A 17,701-nucleotide genomic window follows, 5' to 3' on the forward strand; every position below is an offset into this window, starting at 1 on the left:
GCCTCCGCGCCGTCGCGGGGCTCGCCCCCGAGTCTGCTCACCCGCGGCCCGCGCCGCCACCCCGACGACCAACGGCCCTCAGCCGGCGGCGAGGTCCCGGCGGCGCAGCAGAGCGAGTCCGAGCAGGGCCAGCACAGCGGCGGCGACGCCCATCACCACGAGCGGCATCGCCTCGAGATCCTCGGAGGGCACCAGCGCGATGTGCTGCAGGGGCGAGAGGTCCATGGCCCAGTCCGGCAGGCCCAGCATCTGACCGAGGAAGGTGACCAGCGCGGTGTACACCACGAGCAGCCAGGCGAGAGGGGCGAGGCGGGACCCGAGCCCGTAGAGGGCGAGCGCGATCGCCGCATACAGCGCGACGGCGGGGAGATAGGTGAGCGCGGCGAGGGTCATCTCTCCGATCCAGGCCGTGTCCTCGGTCGCGCTCCACACGCCGATCCCGACGCCGAGGCCGAGCAGCACCTGCATCGCGGCGGTGCCCAGCAGCACGACCAGGAACCACTGCCCGGCCAGGCGCGCCCGGGACGTGCCGGCGACGAGCACGCCGGGGAGGCGTCCCGCGGTCTCCTCGGTGCGCATCCGGAGCATCCCGGAGACGGCGAGGGCGACCGGGCCGATCGCGAGCATCATCAGCACGAAGGCGGAGAACGAGCCGGTGAGGTCGTCGAGCCGGATCGGGGCCATGCCGGCCAGGTCCGGCAGGTTCTCCGCGAAGTCGGTGAGCGAGCTGGCGAGGGAGCCGAAGGCGAGCGCGAAGAGGAACAGTCCGATGCCCCAGGCCAGTTGGGTCCCGCCGAGCAGCCGGCGGGTGAGGCCGCCCGGGGCGAGCAGCGCCGCCGACGCGGCGGCGCGTCCGGCCGCCGCGGGGCGGAGCCCGGCCCCGAGATCGCGGCGGTGCGAGAGCCGGCCGGCGATCACCAGCAGTACGGCGACGGCGGCGAGGGAGACGAGCAGGGGCCACCAGCGCAGGTCCACGAAGGCGCGCGTCTGCTGCGCCCAGGCGAGCGGCGAGAACCAGGACAGCCACGAGCCGTCGCGTTCGATCACGTCCCCGATGCCGCGCACCATGAAGGCGAGCGCCAGGATCCCCAGCGCCGTGCCGGAGGCGGTGCCGGCGTGCTCGGCGAGCTGGGCGGTGACCGCGGTGACCGCGCCGAAGACCAGTCCTGTCAGGGCGGTCGCGAGCCCGAGCGCCAGCGAGTCCGCCGTCTCTCCCCCGCCGATCAGCATCCCTGCGGCCACCGCGGCGCCGAGGGCGAGGTTCGCCAGCGCCATCACCAGCAGGGCGGAGACCGACGGGGCGAGGCGGCCGGTGGGCAGGGAGCGCAGCAGCTCGAGCCGTCCGGACTCCTCCTCGCCGCGGGTGAGGCGGGCGGTGAGCAGGATCGACATGATCGCGGCCGGGACGAGCAGGTAGAGCAGCAGCTCGTTGGCGACCATCGCCCAGAAGGTGTAATGGTCGGCGGCGAAGAACGGGCCGGTCATCATCACGGCCGAGGGGTTGTCCAGCAGCGCCGCCCGGGCGTCGAGCGCGGCCTGGTCGGGGTAGACGTCCTCCATCGCATAGATCGAGGCGGGTACCAGGACGAGCACGGCCAGGGTCCAGATCAGGATGCCGCGCCGGGCGAGCCGGAGGTGGAGACGGAGCAGGGCGCGCAGCCCGGTGAGCGGGCCGGCCGCGCGGCGCTGCCCGCGATGGGTGGGGGCGGCGGTCGCGGCGGTCATGACTCGTCCTCGGACACGGGCTCGAGCTCGTCGCCGTAGTGGCGCAGGAAGAGGTCCTCGAGGGAGGGCGGGGTGATCGTGAGACCGGTGACGCCGAGGGCCGTGAGCACGGGCAGCACGTCGTGCAGCGCCCGGTCGTCCACGTCGAAGCGGAGGCGCCCGTTCTCGGCGACGAGGTCGTGGACCCCGTCGAGCCGGGTGAGCGGCGCAGGATCGGCGTCGGTCGTCGCGGCGACGGTGGAGCGGGTGAGGTGGCGCAGATCGGCGAGGGTGCCGGACTCCACGGCCTTCCCGGCGCGGATGATGGTGACGGTGTCGCAGAGCTTCTCGACCTCGGCGAGGATGTGGCTGGAGAGGAGCACGGTGCGGCCGGCGGCGCGCAGGCGGGCGACCTCGTCGGTGAAGATCGCCTCCATCAGCGGATCGAGGCCGGAGGTCGGCTCGTCCATGATGTAGAGGTCCACGTCGCGGGAGAGCGCGGCGACGAGCGCGACCTTCTGGCGGTTGCCCTTGGAGTAGGTGCGGGCGCGCTTGGCGGGGTCGAGCTCGAAGCGCTCGATCAGCTCCTCGCGTCGGCGGCGGTGGCGATCCCCGCTCTCGCCGCGGGTGAGCACGTCGATCGCCTCGCCGCCGGTGAGGCCCGGCCAGAGGTTCGTGTCGCCGGGGACGTAGGCGAGGCGGTGGTGGATCGCGACCGCGTCCCGCCACGGGTCCCTGCCCAGGACGCGAGCCGTCCCGGAGCTCGCCCGCAGCAGGCCCAGCAGCACGCGGATGGTGGTGGACTTGCCCGCGCCGTTGGGGCCGAGGAAGCCGGTCACCTCGCCGTGGGGCACGGTGAGGTCGAAGCCGTCCAGCGCACTCGTGGCGCCGAAGGTCTTGGTGAGGTCGCGGACGTGGACTGCAGGTCCCGAGCTGGTCACGTCGGGCTCCCGTCGGTCGGTGAGGTGGAGTTGGTGGTGTGCGCGCCCTCGTCGGCCGCGGTGTCCGTGTCGCTCTGTGCGGCGAGATAGGCGTCCAGCAGGCTCGCGTCGGTGAGCAGCGGGGTGGTGTAGAGCTCGAGCAGGGGCAGGGTCAGCGAGTCGGTGTATTCGCGCATCCACCGCGGGAGGTCCTCCAGGTCCATCGGCGCCCCCTGGCCGGGCATCTGCAGCACGAGGGAGCCGAGCGCCATGTGCGCGAGCACCCGCACGCGCGCCTCGGGGTCGCGGCTGGGGCTGAGCACCCCTGCCCGCTCCCCCTCCTCGTAGTAGTCCCTCGCATTGGCGATGAAGTCCTCGATCAGCCGCTGGGCGAGCGGGCCGCCGGCCTGGAGGCGGCGCAGCACGTAGCCCGTCTCGGGCGCGTACTGCTCCACGGCGGCGAGCTGGGCGAGCATCGTGCCCACGCCACCGGTCACCGCCGCCCTCTTCTGCTGCCGGGTGACCTCGAGGGCGCGCCGGTCGCAGGCCTCGAGGAGCTTCTCGCGCGAGCCGAAGTGGTGGATGATCAGGCCCGCGCTGACCCCGGCGTCCTGTGCGACGGCGCGCAGCGGGGCGCCCAGGCCGTCGACGGCGAAGCGTCGCATCGCGGCCCGGAGGATCCGCTCGTCGGCGGGGGCGGGCTCTGCCATGCGGCTCTCCTCGAGCATCGGGCCCGCTCCGCGGGAGCGCGCAGCCCTGTATTGAACTGACGTTCAACACGTTATACGTGTGTTCAATGCGAGGCAAGGGCTTCTTCGCCCGGAGAGGCGAGCGCGCCGGCCCCGAAGGGACCGGCGCGCGGCGGCGGAGGGCGTGAAGTGCTCAGCCCAGGGCGTCGAGCCCGCCCTTGGTGCGCAGCAGCGAGAGCACGAGGCCCTTGGGGTCGGCGGCAGGCTCGAGCGCGCACTCGTCGGGCTCGAACGACCATGCCGCGCGCAGCGCCCGGAACACCTCGAACTCCTCCTCCCCCGTCCTCAGCGGCACGGCCTGGTAGCCGCCCGCCTCGGGGAGGTGGATGATGAACGCTCCGGTCAGCTCCGGCATCTCCCGGGTGGAGCCGTCGTCGTCGAGCAGCAGCTCGGCACGGCACACGGCCACCCCCTGCAGCGCGTAGTCGCCGCGGACCTTCTTCGACGTCTTGATGTCGGCGCTGAGCAGGGTATTGCCGATTTTCACGATCGCATCGGTGGTGCCCGCGTAGCCGACGGAGTGGTTCACGACCGTCTGCTCGACCTCCACGAACTCGGGCTGGAAGTCGTCGAGGAAGCGGCCGTAGCCGTCCAGTCGCACCTCGGCGCGGGCGACGAGGCCGCGGAGGTCCTTCTCGGCGCCGAAGGCACCGGAGCCGGTGCGCATCCGCTCGATGATCCCGCCGATGTGGTCGGCGTCGGGCCGTGAGCCGCTGGTGCCCCAGTCCTCGCAGGCGGAGTGGACCAGGGTGCCGAAGTCCGAAGCGGCGGCGGTGTACTCCGGCGCCGCCGCGGCGATCTTCTTCTGGGTGCCCCAGCGGTCGCGGGTGACACGGGAGATCTCCGAGGCGGCGCGGTCGGGGTTCCGCTCGAGCCAGGCGTACATGTCCAGCGCCCGCTTCGAGGCCATGGTCGCGTACCAGCCCTGCAGGAAGTCCTTGGCGCGCATCCCCGCCACGGTGGTGATCGAGGGGTACATCAGCGGGCCCTCGGGCTCGAGGCGGTACATGCGGCCGCGCGGGGTGTCTGCGCTCAGGGAGGGGGTGGTCATCGGTCCTCGGAGGGGTGCGGGGGTCGCGCGGGGCGACGCGGGCGGACAGCCTCCCACGGTACGCGCTCGGCCGCCCCGTGCCTGTCCGCGGCGGGGCCGACGCGCCGGGGGCGGGCGCGTCTCACGTCAGCGGGAGGGCTCAGCAGGTCTCGCCGAAGATGATCTGCTCGGCGAGGGTGCGGGAGCGGCGGGTGACCTTGAGATAGCGGTCCTCGAGCTCCGATGCGGTGGCGTCGTCGCCGTCGATGAGCAGGGCCAGGGCCCGCAGGTCGTTCCGATCGCTGGGGAGCACCTCCCCCTCGCGCCCCTTCCACAGGAACAGCCCGCGCCGCAGCTGCCAGGCGAGCGTCCAGGCGGCCCGCAGCTCCTCGGCCTCGCGACCTTCGAGCAGCTCGGCCGCGACCGCGGCCTCGAGCTGGGCGAGGGTCGAGGTGGTGCGCAGGCCCTCGACCTCGTGGCCGTGCTCGAGGGCGAGCAGCTGCGTGCACCATTCGACGTCGGTCATCCCGCCGCGTCCGAGCTTGAGATGCCGGGCGGGGTCGGCGTTGCGGGGCAGACGCTCGGACTCCACCCGCGCCTTCATGCGCGTGATCGCCCGACGGTCCTGCTCCTCCAGACCGCCGTCCGGATAGCGGTGGCGGTCCATCTCCTCGGTCAGCCGCTCGCCGAGGGCCGCGGAGGAGACGACCACGCGGGCCCGCAGCAGCGCCTGCTTCTCCCAGGTCTCGGCATCCCGCCGGAGGTAGTCGATCCAGGACTCGGCGGTGCGGGTGAGCGGGCCGACCTTTCCCTCGGGGCGCAGATCGGCGCTGACCTTCATGTCGGAGCGGGCGACGGGGGCGTTGAGGATCTTCTGGATCTGGGTCGCGACGGCGTTCGTGATCTCGACGGTGTCGCGGCCGGCGCCCCGGTCCACGGCGATGAACTGCACGTCCGCGTCGGAGGAATAGCCCATCTCCCGGGCGCCGAAGCTGCCCTGGGCGATGATCGCCAGCTCCACGCCGAGCGCCCGCGCGGGATCCGAGCGTCGCTCGCGCAGCTCCTGCGCGGTGGTCTCGTCGACCTCGTCGACGCCGTCCAACGGCTCGGCCTCCTCGCCGACGACCTTCCGCTCGCGGGCCACGACGTGATAGGCGACCAGCAGCCCGGCCTCGAGCACCGCCTCGGCGAGGTCGGTGAGGGCACAGGCGACCTCCGCGGCGGAGGCGACGTCCGTGAGATGGGCGAGCGCGATCCGCAGCAGCTCGCGGCTGCGGGTGCGGCGCAGCACGTCCCGCGCCTCCTCGACGGTGTCCACGCGGGTGATCACGGCGAGGAACTCCCGGCCCAGCACCTCGCGGGACAGGGGGCGCAGCTGCTCGTCGCGGGCCAGCCAGCGCACCGCCTCCGGGATGCGCTCGAGCTCCTCGCCGACGTACCTGCTCGCCGCCAGCACTTTCGTCAGACGCTTCGCGGCGAGCCCGGAGTCGCGCAGCAGCCCCATGTACCAGTGGGCGGAGCCGATCTCGTCGGAGAGGCGGCGGAAGGCGAGCAGCCCCAGGTCCGGGTCGATCCCGTCGGCGAACCATTCGAGCATCGCCGGGAGCAGCTGACGCTGGATCCTGGCGCGTCGGGAGATCCCCTCGGTGAGGGAGGAGATGTGCGCGAGCGCCCGGCCGGGGTCGCGATAGCCGATCGCGGCCAGGCGCGCCTGGGCGTCCTCGGCGCTCAGCGCGATCTCCCCGTCGGACAGCTGCGAGGCGGTCAGCAGCAGCGGCCGGTAGAAGATCTCCTCGTGCAGCTGACGGACGCGTCGCCTGGTGCGCTGGTAGCGCCCCGCGAACTCGTCGGTGCCGAGGCCCATGCTGCGCGAGAGGCGGCGCAGGTCCGAGGCGGCGGTGGGCAGCACCTGGGTGCGGCGCAGGCGGTGCAGCTGGAGGCGGTGCTCGACGCAGCGCAGGAAGCGGTAGGCCTCGTCCATCTCGGCGACGTGGGTGCGGGAGATGTAGCCGCCTTCGCCGAGCCGAGCGAGGGAGTCGAGGGTGGAGCGGCCCTGGAGCTGTTCGTCGGCGCGGCCGTGCACCAGCTGCAGCAGCTGGACGGTGAACTCGACGTCCCGCAGTCCGCCGGGGCCGAGCTTGATGTTCCGGTCCACCTCGGCTCGCGGGATGTGGGCGACGACGCGGCGGCGCATCGCCCGGGTGTCCTCGACGAAGCCCTCGCGGGTGGAGGCCTTCCACACCCACGGCGCGACCATCTCCTCGTAGGCGGCGCCGAGCTCGCGGTCGCCGGCGGCGGCGCGGGCCTTCAGCAGCGCCTGGAACTCCCAGGACTTCGCCCATTCGGTGTAATAGCGGCGGTAGGAGTCCAGGGTGCGCACGAGCGGTCCGTCCTTGCCCTCGGGGCGCAGGTTCGCGTCCACCTGCCACAGCGATCCCTCGGCGGTGCGCTCGGAGCAGGCGCGGGCGAGCTCCCTCGCCAGCGCGGCCCCGATCGTGATCACGTCCTCCTCCTCGCACCCCTCCTGTGCGGGGGCGACGACGTGCATGACGTCGACGTCGGAGATGTAGTTGAGCTCCCGCGCACCGGTCTTGCCCATCGCGATCACGGACCAGCGCACCTGCTCGTGCCCCTCGACGGTGGCGCGGGCGATCGCGGAGGCCGCTTCGAGCGCGGCGTCGGCGAGGTCGCTGATCGCGGCGGAGACGCGAGGCTGGAGGGCGGCGGGGTCGGCGGCGACGGCGTCGGCCGCGGCGATCTGGGCCAGGCGCAGGTGGTAGCCGGCGCGCAGCGCATCCCTCTGCTCGCGGCCGCCGGAGCCCGCCACGGGCACCTCGGCCGACGGATCGGCGCCGACGGCCTCGAGCAGCGCCTCGCGCACCGCGGCGGCGGGGACCGCGAGCTCGTCGTCCCCCTCGCGCAGGAGCTCGAGCCTCTCGGGGTGGCGGGCGAGCACGTCGCCGAGCGCGACCGAGACGCCGAGCAGGTGGATCAGCCGGTGTCCCGGGGTGCCGACGGTGCCCACCCCGGCGAGGAACTCCTCGAGCACGGCGTCCTGGCCGGCCTCCCGGGCGGACTCCGCCAGGCGCAGCAGGCCGAGCACCGCGTCGTCCCCGTCGGCCGTCGCGCCGAGGGCCTCCGCGGCGCCGTCGCCGAGGCCGCGCAGCGCCGGTTCGGAGAGGAAGCGGCTGACACGGTCGGTGCGGCTGAAGCCGAGGCGGGCGAGGGCGCCGGTGGTGGTCGCCGGCTCCTCTCTGGCACCGGGCTGCTCGGGCGATGCGGACTTCGACGACGGCACGGTCTGCGACGTCGGTGCGTTCTCCTCCGGAGAGCCGTGCTTCTCGGGCGGTGGCGCGGCGTTCACGGCGTCCCCGTCAGACACGGCTGAAGGTCGAGCGGAGCTCGTGGTCGGTCACCTGTTCGCGATAACGGTGCCACTCCTCGCGCTTGTCACGGAGGAAGTACTCGAAGACCTGCTCGCCGAGCGTGTCCGCCATCAGCTCGGAGCCCTCGAAGACCTCCAGGGCGCGGAACAGGTCGGTGGGCAGCGGCTCGATGCCCATCGCGCGGCGCTCCCGCTCGGTGAGCTCCCATACTGCGTCCTCAGCGCCCTCGGGCAGCTCGTAGCCGCCCTCGACCCCGGCCATCCCGGCGGCGAGCAGCACGGCGAAGGCGAGATAGGGATTCGCCGAGGAGTCCAGCCCCCGGAACTCGACCCGGGAGGAGGTGGTCTTGGTGGGCTTGTGGAAGGGGACGCGCACCAGCGCGGAGCGGTTGTTGTGGCCCCAGCAGATGTAGCTCGGCGCCTCCTGCGCGCCCCAGAGACGCTTGAAGGAGTTCACCCACTGGTTCGTCACCGCCACGTACTCGGGGGCGTGGCGCAGCAGTCCGGCGATGAACTGGCGACCGGTGCGGGAGAGGCCGTACTCGGCGCCCGGCTCGTGGAAGGCGTTCTTCCCGCCCTGGAAGAGGGAGAGGTGGGTGTGCATGCCGGAGCCGGGCTGGTCGATCATCGGCTTGGGCATGAAGGAGGCGACCTGCCCCAGCGACAGGGCGACCTCCTTGACCACGGTGCGGAGGGTGACGATGTTGTCGGCCGTGGTGAGCGCGTCGGCGTAGCGCAGGTCGATCTCGTTCTGGCCCGGACCGTTCTCGTGGTGGGAGAACTCGACCTGGATGTTCATCGCCTCCAGGTGCTGGATGGCGGCGCGGCGGAAGTCCTGGCCCTGGCCGCGGTGGACGTGGTCGAAGTAGCCGGCGTGGTCCACCGGCCGCAGCGGGGAGCCCTCCTCGTAGGGCTGCTCGAAGAGGTAGAACTCGATCTCGGGGTGGGTGTAGAACTCCAGCCCCTTCTCCTCCGCGCGGGCGAGGGCGTCCTTCAGCACGCGGCGCGGATCGGAGGCCGCGGGCTCGCCGTCGGGGGTGAGGACGTCGCACATCATGCGGCCGGTCGCGTTGGTCTCGCCGCGCCAGGCCAGCAGCTCGAAGGTCGCGGGGTCCGGGCGCAGGATCATGTCGGATTCGTAGCTGCGGGTGAGGCCCTCGATCGTGGACCCGTCGATGCCGATGCCCTCGGTGAAGGCGATCTCGAGGTCCGCCGGCGAGATCGCGATGGACTTCAGCGTCCCCACGATGTCACTGAACCACAGCCGGATGAACCGCACGTCCTTGTCGGAGACGGTGCGGATGACGTCGTCATGGAGATGTCCCATGGGGTAAGTCTGCCTCAGGTCGCCGGCGCGGTGCGGGCTCCGGGCTCCCCCGGGCAGGATGCGCCCCGGTCTCCTCCGGAGGCCGGGGCGCATCACGGGCGGGGCGCTCAGCGACAGTCCGGTCGGTTCAGATCAGCTCGGCGGAGTTGACGTACCACTCGCCGTCATCGCCCTGCACCATCGAGATCCCCGCGTCCTCGCCCATGAAGCTGACGGCCGCCGTGCCGTCTCCGTTGTCGCTGGTCTTCACCATCGAGCGGTCGAGGGCATCGGCGACCGAGGGGTCGAACTCCGTGCCCTCCTCCTCGGCGCTCTCCTCGAACCCGGCGACGCACGACTTGGCACGCGAACCGGTCAGGCCGCTGCCGGTGGTGGGGTCCAGGGCCACCGCGCAGGCGCCCTGGGCGTCCCCGGAGGCGGCGGCCTTGACGAACTCGAAGGCCTGGTCCCCCGCGGCGGTGAGGTCCTCCTCGGAGATGGGCTCGCCCTCGGCCCCTCCGGCGACGTCATCGCCCTGGGCCCCTTCGGCGGCATCGCCCTCGGTGCCCCCGCCCTCGGCGTCCTCCCTCTCGGAACCCTCGCTCTCGGCGTCCGAGCCTTCGGACTCCCCATCGTCGTGACCGTACCCCGGCGGCGCGGGGATCAGAACGGGATCGAGAGGTACCACTGCCCGTCGTCGCCGCGTGTCATCGGGATCTCCACCGGCTGCTCGAGCAGGCTCAGCGAGATGGTGCCGTCGGCGGCGGGCTCGGCCTGGACCATCGAGGCCTCCAGCTGGTCGAACACCCCCGGTCCCAGCATCTCCTCGTAGTCCGCCATGGCGCCGCGCGCCCCGTCCGCGCACTGCTGCAGGCGCTCGCCCTCGGGGGCAGTGCCGGTGCCCGGGTCGAGCACGTAGCCACAGGCGGCCTCCCAGTCCTGGTCGTCGATCACGCCGAGGAAGCCGAGGAACCGGTCGGTCGCCGCGGAGAGATCCGCGTCGCTCACGTCGCCGCCGCCGTCGCTCGCCTCCGGGGCGGCGTCGGCCGAGGCGCTCGGCGTCGCACTGGGGGTCTCCGGGGCGGGCTGCTCGTCGTCCCCGCCGGTGCAGGCGGCGGTGCCGAGCGCGAGAGCGAGGGCGGAGGCGCAGGCGGCGATCCGACGGACGGGGCCGCGCAGGGGATGCGGTTCCATGGTGACCTCTTCTCGGCGACGTCTGCGCACGACGCTCCAAGGGTGGCACACGCCGGGCCCGCACCGCACCTGACCGGCGGGAACCGGGCGCCCCGGGGCGACGCGGACGGCGCTAGGCTGGAGCGCCGGATCCCCGTCCCCGTCCAGGAGCCCGCTGTGAGCACTGAGTCCCCCGCCACCGTCCCTGCCGCTCCGGCGAAGATCCGGCTGCGCCACCTCCAGCAGGCCAAGGAGCAGGGCCGCCCCTTCGCGATGCTGACCGCCTACGACCAGTTCTCCGCCCGCGTCTTCGAGGAGGCCGGGATCGAGACCCTGCTGATCGGCGACTCCGTGGGCACCACCGTGCTCGGCCACTCCTCGACCACCGCGACCACGCATGCGGACATGCTCGTGTTCACCGCGGCCGTCGCCCGCAGCGTCACCCGCCCGCTGATCGTCGCCGACCTCGCCTTCGGCACCTACCAGACCGGGCCGCGGGATGCGGTGCTGCACGGCATCGAGCTGGTGCGCGCGGGCGCCGAGGCGGTCAAGCTCGAGGGCGGCGCCGAGGTCGTCCCCCAGATCGAGGCGCTCGTCGCCGCGGGAATCCCCGTGATCGGGCACCTCGGCTTCACACCCCAGTCCGTCAACGCCCACTCCGGGCACCGGGTCCAGGGCCGCGGTGAGGAGGCGGCGAAGAAGATGCTCGCCGACGCGCTCGCGATCCAGGAGGCCGGGGCCAGCGCAATGGTCCTCGAGCTCGTGCCGGCGCGCGTCGCCGCCGAGGTCACCGCCGCGCTGCGGGTGCCGACGATCGGGATCGGCGCCGGGGCCGGCTGCGACGGCCAGGTGCTCGTGTGGCAGGACATGGCGGGCCTGTCCGGCTTCCGGGGGAAGTTCGTCAAGGCCTTCGCGGACCTGCGCGGCGAGCTGCTCGGCGCCGCGACCGCCTATCGCGCCGAGGTCGAGGAGCGCAGCTACCCGGGGGCCGAGCACTCCTTCGACTGACCGGACCGACGGGCCGGCCGCCCGCGCGGGAGCGGCCGGCCCTCACGCGGGTGCGGTCAGCCCGCGTGCACGCGGGCTCAGCCCTCCTCCCACTCCTCGTCGTCCTGCTCCCACTCCTGGTTGCGCTTCGCAGCGGTGCTCAGCGCGCGCTCGGCCTCCTCGCGCGTGGCGTAGGGCCCCATCCGCTCGGTGGCCGGGGACTGCGCCCCCTCCTCGACCACGCCGGTGCTCAGGTTGTAGTAATACTGCGTGCCCTCGGTCACGTCGGTCTCCTTCGCTGTCGGTGAGAGACTGGTGGACATGACTGTAGAGCAGGATTGGATCCGTCCCGAGGGGCGCGCGCTGCTGGTGCCCGGAACCCTCAGCCCCCGTCGGCCCGTGCCCGCGCACATCGAGCGCCCCGAGTACGTGGGCAAGGACGAGGCGGTCTCGGACACGGGTCCGTTCGTGCAGAGCGCCGACGTGATCACCCGCGTGCGCGAGGCCTCCCGCGTCGCGGCGCTCGCTCTCCAGGCCGCCGGCGAGGCCGCGCAGCCCGGCGTCACCACCGACCACATCGACGCGGTGGTCCACGCCGTGCTGCTCGAGAACGGCGCCTACCCCTCCACGCTCGGCTATCTCGGCTTCGAGAAGTCCTGCTGCACGAGCCTGAACGAGGTCATCTGCCACGGCATCCCCGACTCGACCGTGATGGAGTCGGGGGACATCCTCAACGTCGACGTCACCGCCTTCCTGCACGGCGTCCACGGCGACTGCAACGCGACCTTCCTCGTCGGCGACGTCGCCCCCCGCGCCCAGGAGCTGGTCGAGGTCGCCCACGACGCGATGCTGCGCGGGATCAAGGCGGCCCGGCCCGGCCGCGAGGTCAACGTGATCGGCCGCGTCATCGAGAAGTTCGTCTCCCGCCACGGCATGGAGTCGGTGCGCGACTACACCGGCCACGGCGTCGCCGAGGGCTTCCACAACGGGCTGGTCATCCCCCACTACGACTCCGCGCCGATGTTCGACGACGTCATCGAGGAGAACATGACCTTCACCATCGAGCCGATGGTGACGCTCGGCTCGCAGGCCTGGGACCAGTGGGACGACGGCTGGACGGTCGTCACCCGCGACGGCTCCTACTCGGCCCAGTTCGAGCACACCATGCTCATCACCGACGCGGGCCCCGAGCTCCTCACCGTCGTCTGAGACCGGTCCGTTCCCGGACCCCGCGGACCGCTCGCCGCGGGGGTCCGGCGGCCGTGCGGCGCCATCCTCGGACGTCCCCGTCGCGTGCCTGCGCAGCCCGGGTATCGTGGGCGCCCGAGAGAGGGCGCCGAGGACGGTGCCCCGGCACCGGGCGGGGCCTTCCCGCATCGCACGACCAGGGAGAGACGATGAGCAAGAAGGCCTTCGGGATCGACATCGGCGGCAGCGGCATCAAGGGAGCGCCCGTCCACCTCGGCAAGGGCGAGCTCTCCGCCGACCGGGTGCGGATCCCGACCCCGCAGCCCTCGACCCCTGAGGCCGTGGCCGACACCGTCGCCGAGCTCCTCGGCTCCTTCGACATCCCCGAGGACATGCCCGTCGGCGTCACCTTCCCGGCCGTGATCCAGGAGGGCGTGGCGAAGACCGCCGCGAACGTGGACAAGTCCTGGATCGGCACCGACGTGGACGCCCTGTTCACCGAGCGCACCGGCCACGACGTGTTCGTGGTCAACGACGCCGACGCCGCCGGCATCGCCGAGATGGAGTTCGGCGCGGGCAAGAAGAGCTCCGGCGTGGTGCAGGTGTTCACCCTCGGCACCGGCGTGGGCAGCGCGACCTTCGTCGACGGCCGCCTGGTGCCCAACACCGAGCTCGGCCACGTGCTCCTGCACGGCGACGACGCCGAGAAGTACATGGCCTCCTCCGCCAAGGAGCGCGAGGACCTGGACTGGGAGACCTGGGCCGGTCGCCTCCAGGAGTACTTCTCCCACATCGAGTTCCTCTTCAGCCCCACCCGCATCATCGTCGGCGGCGGCGTCTCGAAGAAGCACCAGAAGTTCCTGCCGCTGCTGGACCTCGAGGCCGAGATCGTGCCGGCCGAGCTGCGCAACGAGGCCGGGATCATCGGAGCGGCGGTGCTCGCCCATCGCGAGGAGAAGGCCCTGCGGAAGGGCAAGAAGAAGGACGACAAGCACCACGCCGGCAGCTGAGCCCATCGGCCGGGGCCGTCCCGCGGCCGGAGTGCCCCGTCGACCGGGCGATTCCGTCGCGGGCGCTCCCCTCGGGCGCCGCGTCCGTCGGGCGCGGCCCTCGCGGGGCTGCCCCGCGGGGCGGACCAGCCGGCCTGTAAGCCGGGTTCTGTGATCGGCAGCCATCCCTCTCGGGTCGCCGTTGCCGACGACCTCCAGCGGTCTACCCGGGAACTCGGGCCGGCGCCCTCATGCGTTCCCTGTCTGACCTTGCTCCCGGTGGGGTTTACCGTGCCGGTCTCGTCACCGAGACCGCGGTGGTCTCTTACACCACCCTTTCACCCTTACCGCCCCGCCCGAGGGCGCGGCGGCGGTCTGCTCTCTGTGGCACTGTCCCGCGGATCACTCCGGGTGGGCGTTACCCACCACCGTGCCGGATGGAGCCCGGACTTTCCTCGGCCCCGCAGCGTACGCCGCGGGGACGCGGCTGCCCGGCCGACTGGTCCGCCCGGCAGTCTACGCTCCCACCTGCACGTCCCCGTCCCCCGTGGACAGGCGCCCGCCCCGACGTGCCGAAGCTCTCGCGGCGTCCTCCCTCGCCCCTGCCCTGCCACCTCGGAGAATGGTCTGATGCTGATCCTGCTGCCGCCCTCGGAGACGAAGACCCGGCCCGCCGAGGTGGGGCGTCGTCCGCTCGACCTCGACGAGCTCGCGCTGCCGGCGCTGAGGGAGGCGCGCGGGACGATGCTGCGGGCCGCGCAGCGCACCGCCGCGGGGTCCGACGCCGCCTCCCGGCTGGGGGTCCCGGCCTCCTCCCCTGAGCTCGTCGGGCGCATGCTGCATCTCGAGCAGGAGCCCGCCGCCGCGCCGCTCGACGTCTACTCGGGGGTGCTCTACGACCAGCTCGAGCCGGGCACGCAGATTCCCGGCGACCGTCGCGTGCTGGTCCAGAGCGCCCTGCTGGGCCTGGTCGACGCCGGGTGGGACCGGATCCCCGCCTACCGTCTCTCCGCCTCCTCGCAGCTCTCGCGGCTGGGGAAGGCGGGTTCCTGGTGGGCGCCGCGGCTGACGCCGATCGCCGCACAGCTGCGCGAGGAGGAGGCCGCGGGGTCCTCGCCGCTGGTGGTCGACTGCCGCTCGGGCTCCTACCGCTCGATGATGGCGATGCGCAGCGGGGACGGGGTGCGGGTGCTGGAGGTCGCGCCGGTGCAGGAGAGCGGCGGGGTCCGCAAGGTCATCTCCCATGACGCGAAGCGCTACCGGGGCCTGGTGACCCGTGTCCTGCTGGCGGCGCAGGCCGCGCCCGCCACGGCGGAGGAGCTGGTCGACGTCGTCGGCGAAGGCCTCGCCGGGGTCTCGGGGCGCGGCAGCTTTCGGCTCGGCGTCGAGCTGGACGGGGACAGGCTCGTCGTGGTCGATCAGGTCGACTGACGCCGCCTCGACGGGCGTGGTCCGCCCGGCCGCGTCCCCCGGGTCCGGCCGAGCGCCGCGGCCCCGGCTCTCGGGCGGCCCGTCGCGTTCGGCCGGCCCGACCGGGCTCGGCCTACCCGACCGGGCTCGGCCTACCCGACCGGGCTCGGCCTACCCCACCGGGTTCAGCCGGCCCGGCCGCCCCACGGGTCGGTGACCTGCGCGGTGATCTGCACGTCGAGGCCCGGCAGCGCCTCCGTGAGCAGCTCGCGGGCGAGCGGGAGCCACAGCGCCTCGCTCGCGGCGTGCGGCACGTCGACCAGCGCCGGCACGGCGGCGGGGTCCGCCGCGGACTCGAGGTGCTCGAGCGCCGGGTGGTGGCGCAGGTCGGAGGTGATGTACGCGTCGGCACCGCTGCGCGTGGCGGCCACCAGGAAGGAGTCGCCCGCCCCGGGGCAGACGGCGACGGTGCGCACGGGACGCTCCGCCTCGCCCGTGTGCAGGATCCCGCGCGCGGTCGCGGGGACCAGGGCCGCGATCTGCTCGACGAGGCCGCCGACGGTGGTGGGCGTCGCCGGCTCGCCGACGGCGCCGAGACCGAAGCGGGTGGAGCCGTGACCGGCCTCCTCTCCCTCGTCACCGGGCAGCAGAGGGCGGGGGTCCTGCAGGTCGAGCGCCCGCAGCCAGGCGCCGACCGTGCCGCGCGTGGAGCGGTCCACGTTCGTGTGCCCGCACCACAGCGCCGTCCCGGCGCGCAGCAGGTCGGTGACCACCGCGCCCTTCCCGTCGTCGGCAGGCAGGAAGCTCGCCCCGCGCAGCAGCAGCGGATGGTGGGTGATCAGCAGCTCGGCGCCGGAGGCGACCGCCTCGCGGGCGACCGCGAGGGTCGGGTCCACGGCCAGCAGCACACGGGAGACCGGCGCCTCCCGCTCCCCGAGGACGAGGCCCGCGCGGTCCCAGTCCTCCGCCCAGGCGAGCGGATAGGCGGCCTCGAGCACGCCGACGACGTCGCCGACGGTCGCGGTGGTCTCGGAGGTCGCCGGGGTCCGGGCGCTCATGTCGCTCATCCGCGCAGCGCCCGCGTCTCGAGGAGCGCCGCCTGATAGGCCTTCCACGGCATGAGCACGCATTTGACCCGCGCGGGGAACTTCGCCGCGCCCATCAGCGCGACGCCGTCGCCGATCAGCTCCTCGTCGCCCTCGAGCCGTCCGCGGGAGCCGATCGCCTGCTCGAAGTGGGCGCGCACCGGCTCCACCTCCTCGACGCCGTGGCCGATCAGGAGATCGGCCATGATCGAGGCGGAGGCGCGGCTCATCGCACAGCCGACCGCGTCGTAGGAGACGTCCTCGATCCGCTCGGCGCCGTCCTCGGACAGATGCAGGCGCAGCGTGATCTCGTCGCCGCAGGTGGGGTTCACGTGGTGGACCTCGGCCTCGAACGGCTCGCGCAGCCCGGCGTGGAGGGGCCGCTTGTCGTGCTCGATCACGAGCTCGGTGTAGAGCGCGGAGAGATGGGTGCTCATGAGAGGGCTCCGAAGAACTCGACGGTGCGGGCGACGCCGTCGACGAGCGCGTCGACCTCGGCGTCGGTGGTGTGGACGGAGAAGGACGCGCGGGTGGTGCCGTGGATCCCGAAGCGGCGGTGCAGGGGCCAGGCGCAGTGGTGGCCCACCCGCACCTCGATGCCGTAGGAGTCCAGCACCTGGCCGACGTCGTGCGGGTGGCGGCCGGCGACGTCGAAGGCGACTGCTCCCGTGCGCTGCGGGGAGGCGGCCGGGCCGATGATACGCACCCCGTCGATCCCGGAGAGCCCATCGATCGCGCGCACGGTGAGAGCCTGCTCGTGCGCGGCGACCTGCTCCATGCCGAGCGCATCGAGATAGTCGCAGGCGGCGGCGAGACCGACGGCCTGGGAGATCGGCGGGGTGCCGGCCTCGAAGCGGGCGGGCGGCTCGGCGAAGGTGCTGGCCTCCATCGTCACCGTCTCGATCATCGATCCGCCGGTGAGGAAGGGCGGCATCGCCTCGAGCAGCTCGTAGCGGCCCCAGAGCGCGCCGATGCCGGTGGGGCCGAGCATCTTGTGCCCGGACAGGGCCGCGAAGTCGACGCCCAGTGCGGCGAGGTCGAAGGGCATGTGCGGCGCGGACTGGGCGGCGTCCAGCACCGTCAGCGCGCCGACCGCGCGCGCTGCCTCGACGAGCCGGCCGACGGGGTTGACCGTGCCGAGCACGTTGGACTGGTGCGTGAATGCGAGGATCTTCGTGCGCTCGGTGAGCAGCGAGTCGAGGTCCGTGAGATCGAGGGTGAAGTCCTCGGCCATGGGGATCCAGCGCAGGACGGCGCCGGTGCGGCGAGCCAGCTCCTGCCACGGGACGAGGTTCGCGTGGTGCTCCATCTCGGTCACGAGGATCTCGTCGCCCTCGCGCACGCGCAGGTGGCCGGGGGTGGAGGCATCGCCGTCGCCGAGGGAGCGGGCGACGAGGTTCAGCGCCTCGGTCGCGTTCTTCGTGAAGACGATCTCCTGCGCGGAGGGGGCGCCGAGGAAGGCGGCGAGCCGCTCGCGGGAGTCCTCGTAGGCGTCTGTCGCGGCCCCGGCCATCCGATGCGCGCCCCGCTTCACCGCGGCGTGGTCATGGGTGAGATAGGCGACCTCCGCGTCGATGACCTGCTGAGGGCGCTGCGAGGTGGCACCGCCGTCGAGGTAGATCATCGGGGTCTCGGGGTCGAGCATCCGCTGCAGGATCGGGAAGTCGGCCCTGATCGCGTCCACGTCGAAGGGTCTGGTCGCTGCGCTCACCTGCGGGGGCCTCCTGTGGTCGATGGCGGTCCGGCCAGTATAGGAACGCCCAGGATCCGGGGGC

Annotated in this window: 16 protein-coding genes and 1 other RNA gene; 4 read left to right on the plus strand and 13 right to left on the minus strand. The window is 73.1% G+C overall.

What is annotated here, in order from left to right:
* Positions 1-78: 78 nt before the first annotated feature.
* The 8 genes from L3K22_RS03740 to L3K22_RS03775 all read right to left on the minus strand — a co-directional run bounded on the left by L3K22_RS03740 (position 79) and on the right by L3K22_RS03775 (position 10,288).
* Positions 79-1,725, minus strand: coding sequence for an ABC transporter permease (locus L3K22_RS03740; RefSeq protein WP_263310210.1), 1,647 nt, complete (start codon positions 1,723-1,725; stop codon positions 79-81).
* Positions 1,722-2,645 (minus strand): ABC transporter ATP-binding protein, encoded by a 924-nt coding sequence (locus tag L3K22_RS03745; RefSeq protein ID WP_263310211.1) that lies wholly within the window; start codon positions 2,643-2,645, stop codon positions 1,722-1,724. Before L3K22_RS03745 ends, L3K22_RS03740 begins: the two co-directional genes overlap by 4 nt.
* Positions 2,642-3,334: a TetR/AcrR family transcriptional regulator gene (locus L3K22_RS03750; RefSeq protein ID WP_263310212.1), complete on the minus strand. Its 693-nt coding sequence runs from the start codon at positions 3,332-3,334 to the stop codon at positions 2,642-2,644. Before L3K22_RS03750 ends, L3K22_RS03745 begins: the two co-directional genes overlap by 4 nt.
* A gap of 172 nt (positions 3,335-3,506) precedes the next feature.
* The gene (locus L3K22_RS03755) at positions 3,507-4,424 is read right to left on the minus strand and encodes a hypothetical protein (RefSeq protein WP_263310213.1); all 918 of its coding nucleotides are present in this window, start codon (positions 4,422-4,424) and stop codon (positions 3,507-3,509) included.
* Positions 4,425-4,563: 139 nt separating this feature from the next.
* Entirely contained in the window at positions 4,564-7,785 is a 3,222-nt protein-coding gene (locus tag L3K22_RS03760; RefSeq protein WP_263310214.1) for a bifunctional [glutamine synthetase] adenylyltransferase/[glutamine synthetase]-adenylyl-L-tyrosine phosphorylase, read from the minus strand.
* The gene (locus L3K22_RS03765; protein ID WP_263310215.1) at positions 7,778-9,115 is read right to left on the minus strand and encodes a glutamine synthetase family protein; all 1,338 of its coding nucleotides are present in this window, start codon (positions 9,113-9,115) and stop codon (positions 7,778-7,780) included. The genes L3K22_RS03760 and L3K22_RS03765 overlap by 8 nt, the downstream gene beginning before the upstream one ends.
* Before the next feature lie 127 nt (positions 9,116-9,242).
* Positions 9,243-9,782: a hypothetical protein gene (locus tag L3K22_RS03770; protein WP_263310216.1), complete on the minus strand. Its 540-nt coding sequence runs from the start codon at positions 9,780-9,782 to the stop codon at positions 9,243-9,245.
* Complete coding sequence (locus L3K22_RS03775; RefSeq protein WP_263310217.1) at positions 9,758-10,288, minus strand: hypothetical protein; 531 nt, start codon at positions 10,286-10,288, stop codon at positions 9,758-9,760. Before L3K22_RS03775 ends, L3K22_RS03770 begins: the two co-directional genes overlap by 25 nt.
* A 156-nt stretch (positions 10,289-10,444) precedes the next feature.
* Here L3K22_RS03775 and panB point away from each other — a divergent pair, with 156 nt between their 5' ends.
* The gene (gene panB, locus L3K22_RS03780; RefSeq protein ID WP_263310218.1) at positions 10,445-11,275 is read left to right on the plus strand and encodes a 3-methyl-2-oxobutanoate hydroxymethyltransferase; all 831 of its coding nucleotides are present in this window, start codon (positions 10,445-10,447) and stop codon (positions 11,273-11,275) included.
* Positions 11,276-11,352: 77 nt separating this feature from the next.
* On the opposite strand, the gene L3K22_RS03785 is transcribed toward panB, so the two are convergent.
* On the minus strand, positions 11,353-11,538 hold the full coding sequence (locus L3K22_RS03785) for an SPOR domain-containing protein (protein WP_259882192.1): 186 nt from the start codon (positions 11,536-11,538) through the stop codon (positions 11,353-11,355).
* A 37-nt stretch (positions 11,539-11,575) separates the two neighbouring features.
* Between L3K22_RS03785 and map the strand changes: the two genes are divergently transcribed.
* Positions 11,576-12,463, plus strand: coding sequence for a type I methionyl aminopeptidase (gene map, locus L3K22_RS03790; RefSeq protein WP_263310219.1), 888 nt, complete (start codon positions 11,576-11,578; stop codon positions 12,461-12,463).
* A gap of 188 nt (positions 12,464-12,651) precedes the next feature.
* Positions 12,652-13,452 (plus strand): polyphosphate--glucose phosphotransferase, encoded by an 801-nt coding sequence (gene ppgK, locus L3K22_RS03795; RefSeq protein ID WP_263310220.1) that lies wholly within the window; start codon positions 12,652-12,654, stop codon positions 13,450-13,452.
* 121 nt (positions 13,453-13,573) lie between these two features.
* On the opposite strand, the gene rnpB is transcribed toward ppgK, so the two are convergent.
* An RNA gene (rnpB, locus tag L3K22_RS03800) (RNase P RNA component class A) lies at positions 13,574-13,934 on the minus strand.
* A 127-nt stretch (positions 13,935-14,061) separates the two neighbouring features.
* On the opposite strand from rnpB, the gene L3K22_RS03805 reads away from it, so the two are divergent.
* Positions 14,062-14,862 carry a YaaA family protein gene (locus L3K22_RS03805; protein ID WP_263310221.1) on the plus strand — a complete coding sequence of 267 codons (801 nt, stop codon included), beginning with the start codon at positions 14,062-14,064 and terminating at the stop codon, positions 14,860-14,862.
* Positions 14,863-15,026: 164 nt separating this feature from the next.
* On the opposite strand, the gene L3K22_RS03810 is transcribed toward L3K22_RS03805, so the two are convergent.
* Genes L3K22_RS03810 through L3K22_RS03820 form a run of 3 tightly spaced genes read right to left on the minus strand, consistent with a single transcriptional unit; the run spans position 15,027 to position 17,637 of the window.
* Positions 15,027-15,899 carry a Nif3-like dinuclear metal center hexameric protein gene (locus tag L3K22_RS03810; protein WP_263310222.1) on the minus strand — a complete coding sequence of 291 codons (873 nt, stop codon included), beginning with the start codon at positions 15,897-15,899 and terminating at the stop codon, positions 15,027-15,029.
* A 5-nt stretch (positions 15,900-15,904) separates the two neighbouring features.
* A complete protein-coding gene (gene sufU, locus L3K22_RS03815) occupies positions 15,905-16,363 on the minus strand; it encodes a Fe-S cluster assembly sulfur transfer protein SufU (RefSeq protein ID WP_263310223.1) in 459 nt (152 codons plus the stop codon).
* The gene (locus L3K22_RS03820) at positions 16,360-17,637 is read right to left on the minus strand and encodes an aminotransferase class V-fold PLP-dependent enzyme (protein WP_263310224.1); all 1,278 of its coding nucleotides are present in this window, start codon (positions 17,635-17,637) and stop codon (positions 16,360-16,362) included. The genes sufU and L3K22_RS03820 overlap by 4 nt, the downstream gene beginning before the upstream one ends.
* Positions 17,638-17,701: the final 64 nt, after the last annotated feature.

This window comes from Brachybacterium atlanticum, assembly GCF_025669985.1.
In the GTDB taxonomy this organism is placed as follows: domain Bacteria; phylum Actinomycetota; class Actinomycetes; order Actinomycetales; family Dermabacteraceae; genus Brachybacterium; species Brachybacterium conglomeratum.

Coding starts and splice junctions, on each gene's coding strand:
- L3K22_RS03740 (WP_263310210.1), bottom strand. CDS start 1,725: ATGACCGCCGCGACCGCCGCCCCCACCCATCGCGGGCAGCGCCGCGCG.
- L3K22_RS03750 (WP_263310212.1), bottom strand. CDS start 3,334: ATGGCAGAGCCCGCCCCCGCCGACGAGCGGATCCTCCGGGCCGCGATG.
- L3K22_RS03755 (WP_263310213.1), bottom strand. CDS start 4,424: ATGACCACCCCCTCCCTGAGCGCAGACACCCCGCGCGGCCGCATGTAC.
- L3K22_RS03765 (WP_263310215.1), bottom strand. CDS start 9,115: ATGGGACATCTCCATGACGACGTCATCCGCACCGTCTCCGACAAGGAC.
- L3K22_RS03775 (WP_263310217.1), bottom strand. CDS start 10,288: ATGGAACCGCATCCCCTGCGCGGCCCCGTCCGTCGGATCGCCGCCTGC.
- map (WP_263310219.1), top strand. CDS start 11,576: ATGACTGTAGAGCAGGATTGGATCCGTCCCGAGGGGCGCGCGCTGCTG.
- ppgK (WP_263310220.1), top strand. CDS start 12,652: ATGAGCAAGAAGGCCTTCGGGATCGACATCGGCGGCAGCGGCATCAAG.
- L3K22_RS03805 (WP_263310221.1), top strand. CDS start 14,062: ATGCTGATCCTGCTGCCGCCCTCGGAGACGAAGACCCGGCCCGCCGAG.
- L3K22_RS03810 (WP_263310222.1), bottom strand. CDS start 15,899: ATGAGCGCCCGGACCCCGGCGACCTCCGAGACCACCGCGACCGTCGGC.
- sufU (WP_263310223.1), bottom strand. CDS start 16,363: ATGAGCACCCATCTCTCCGCGCTCTACACCGAGCTCGTGATCGAGCAC.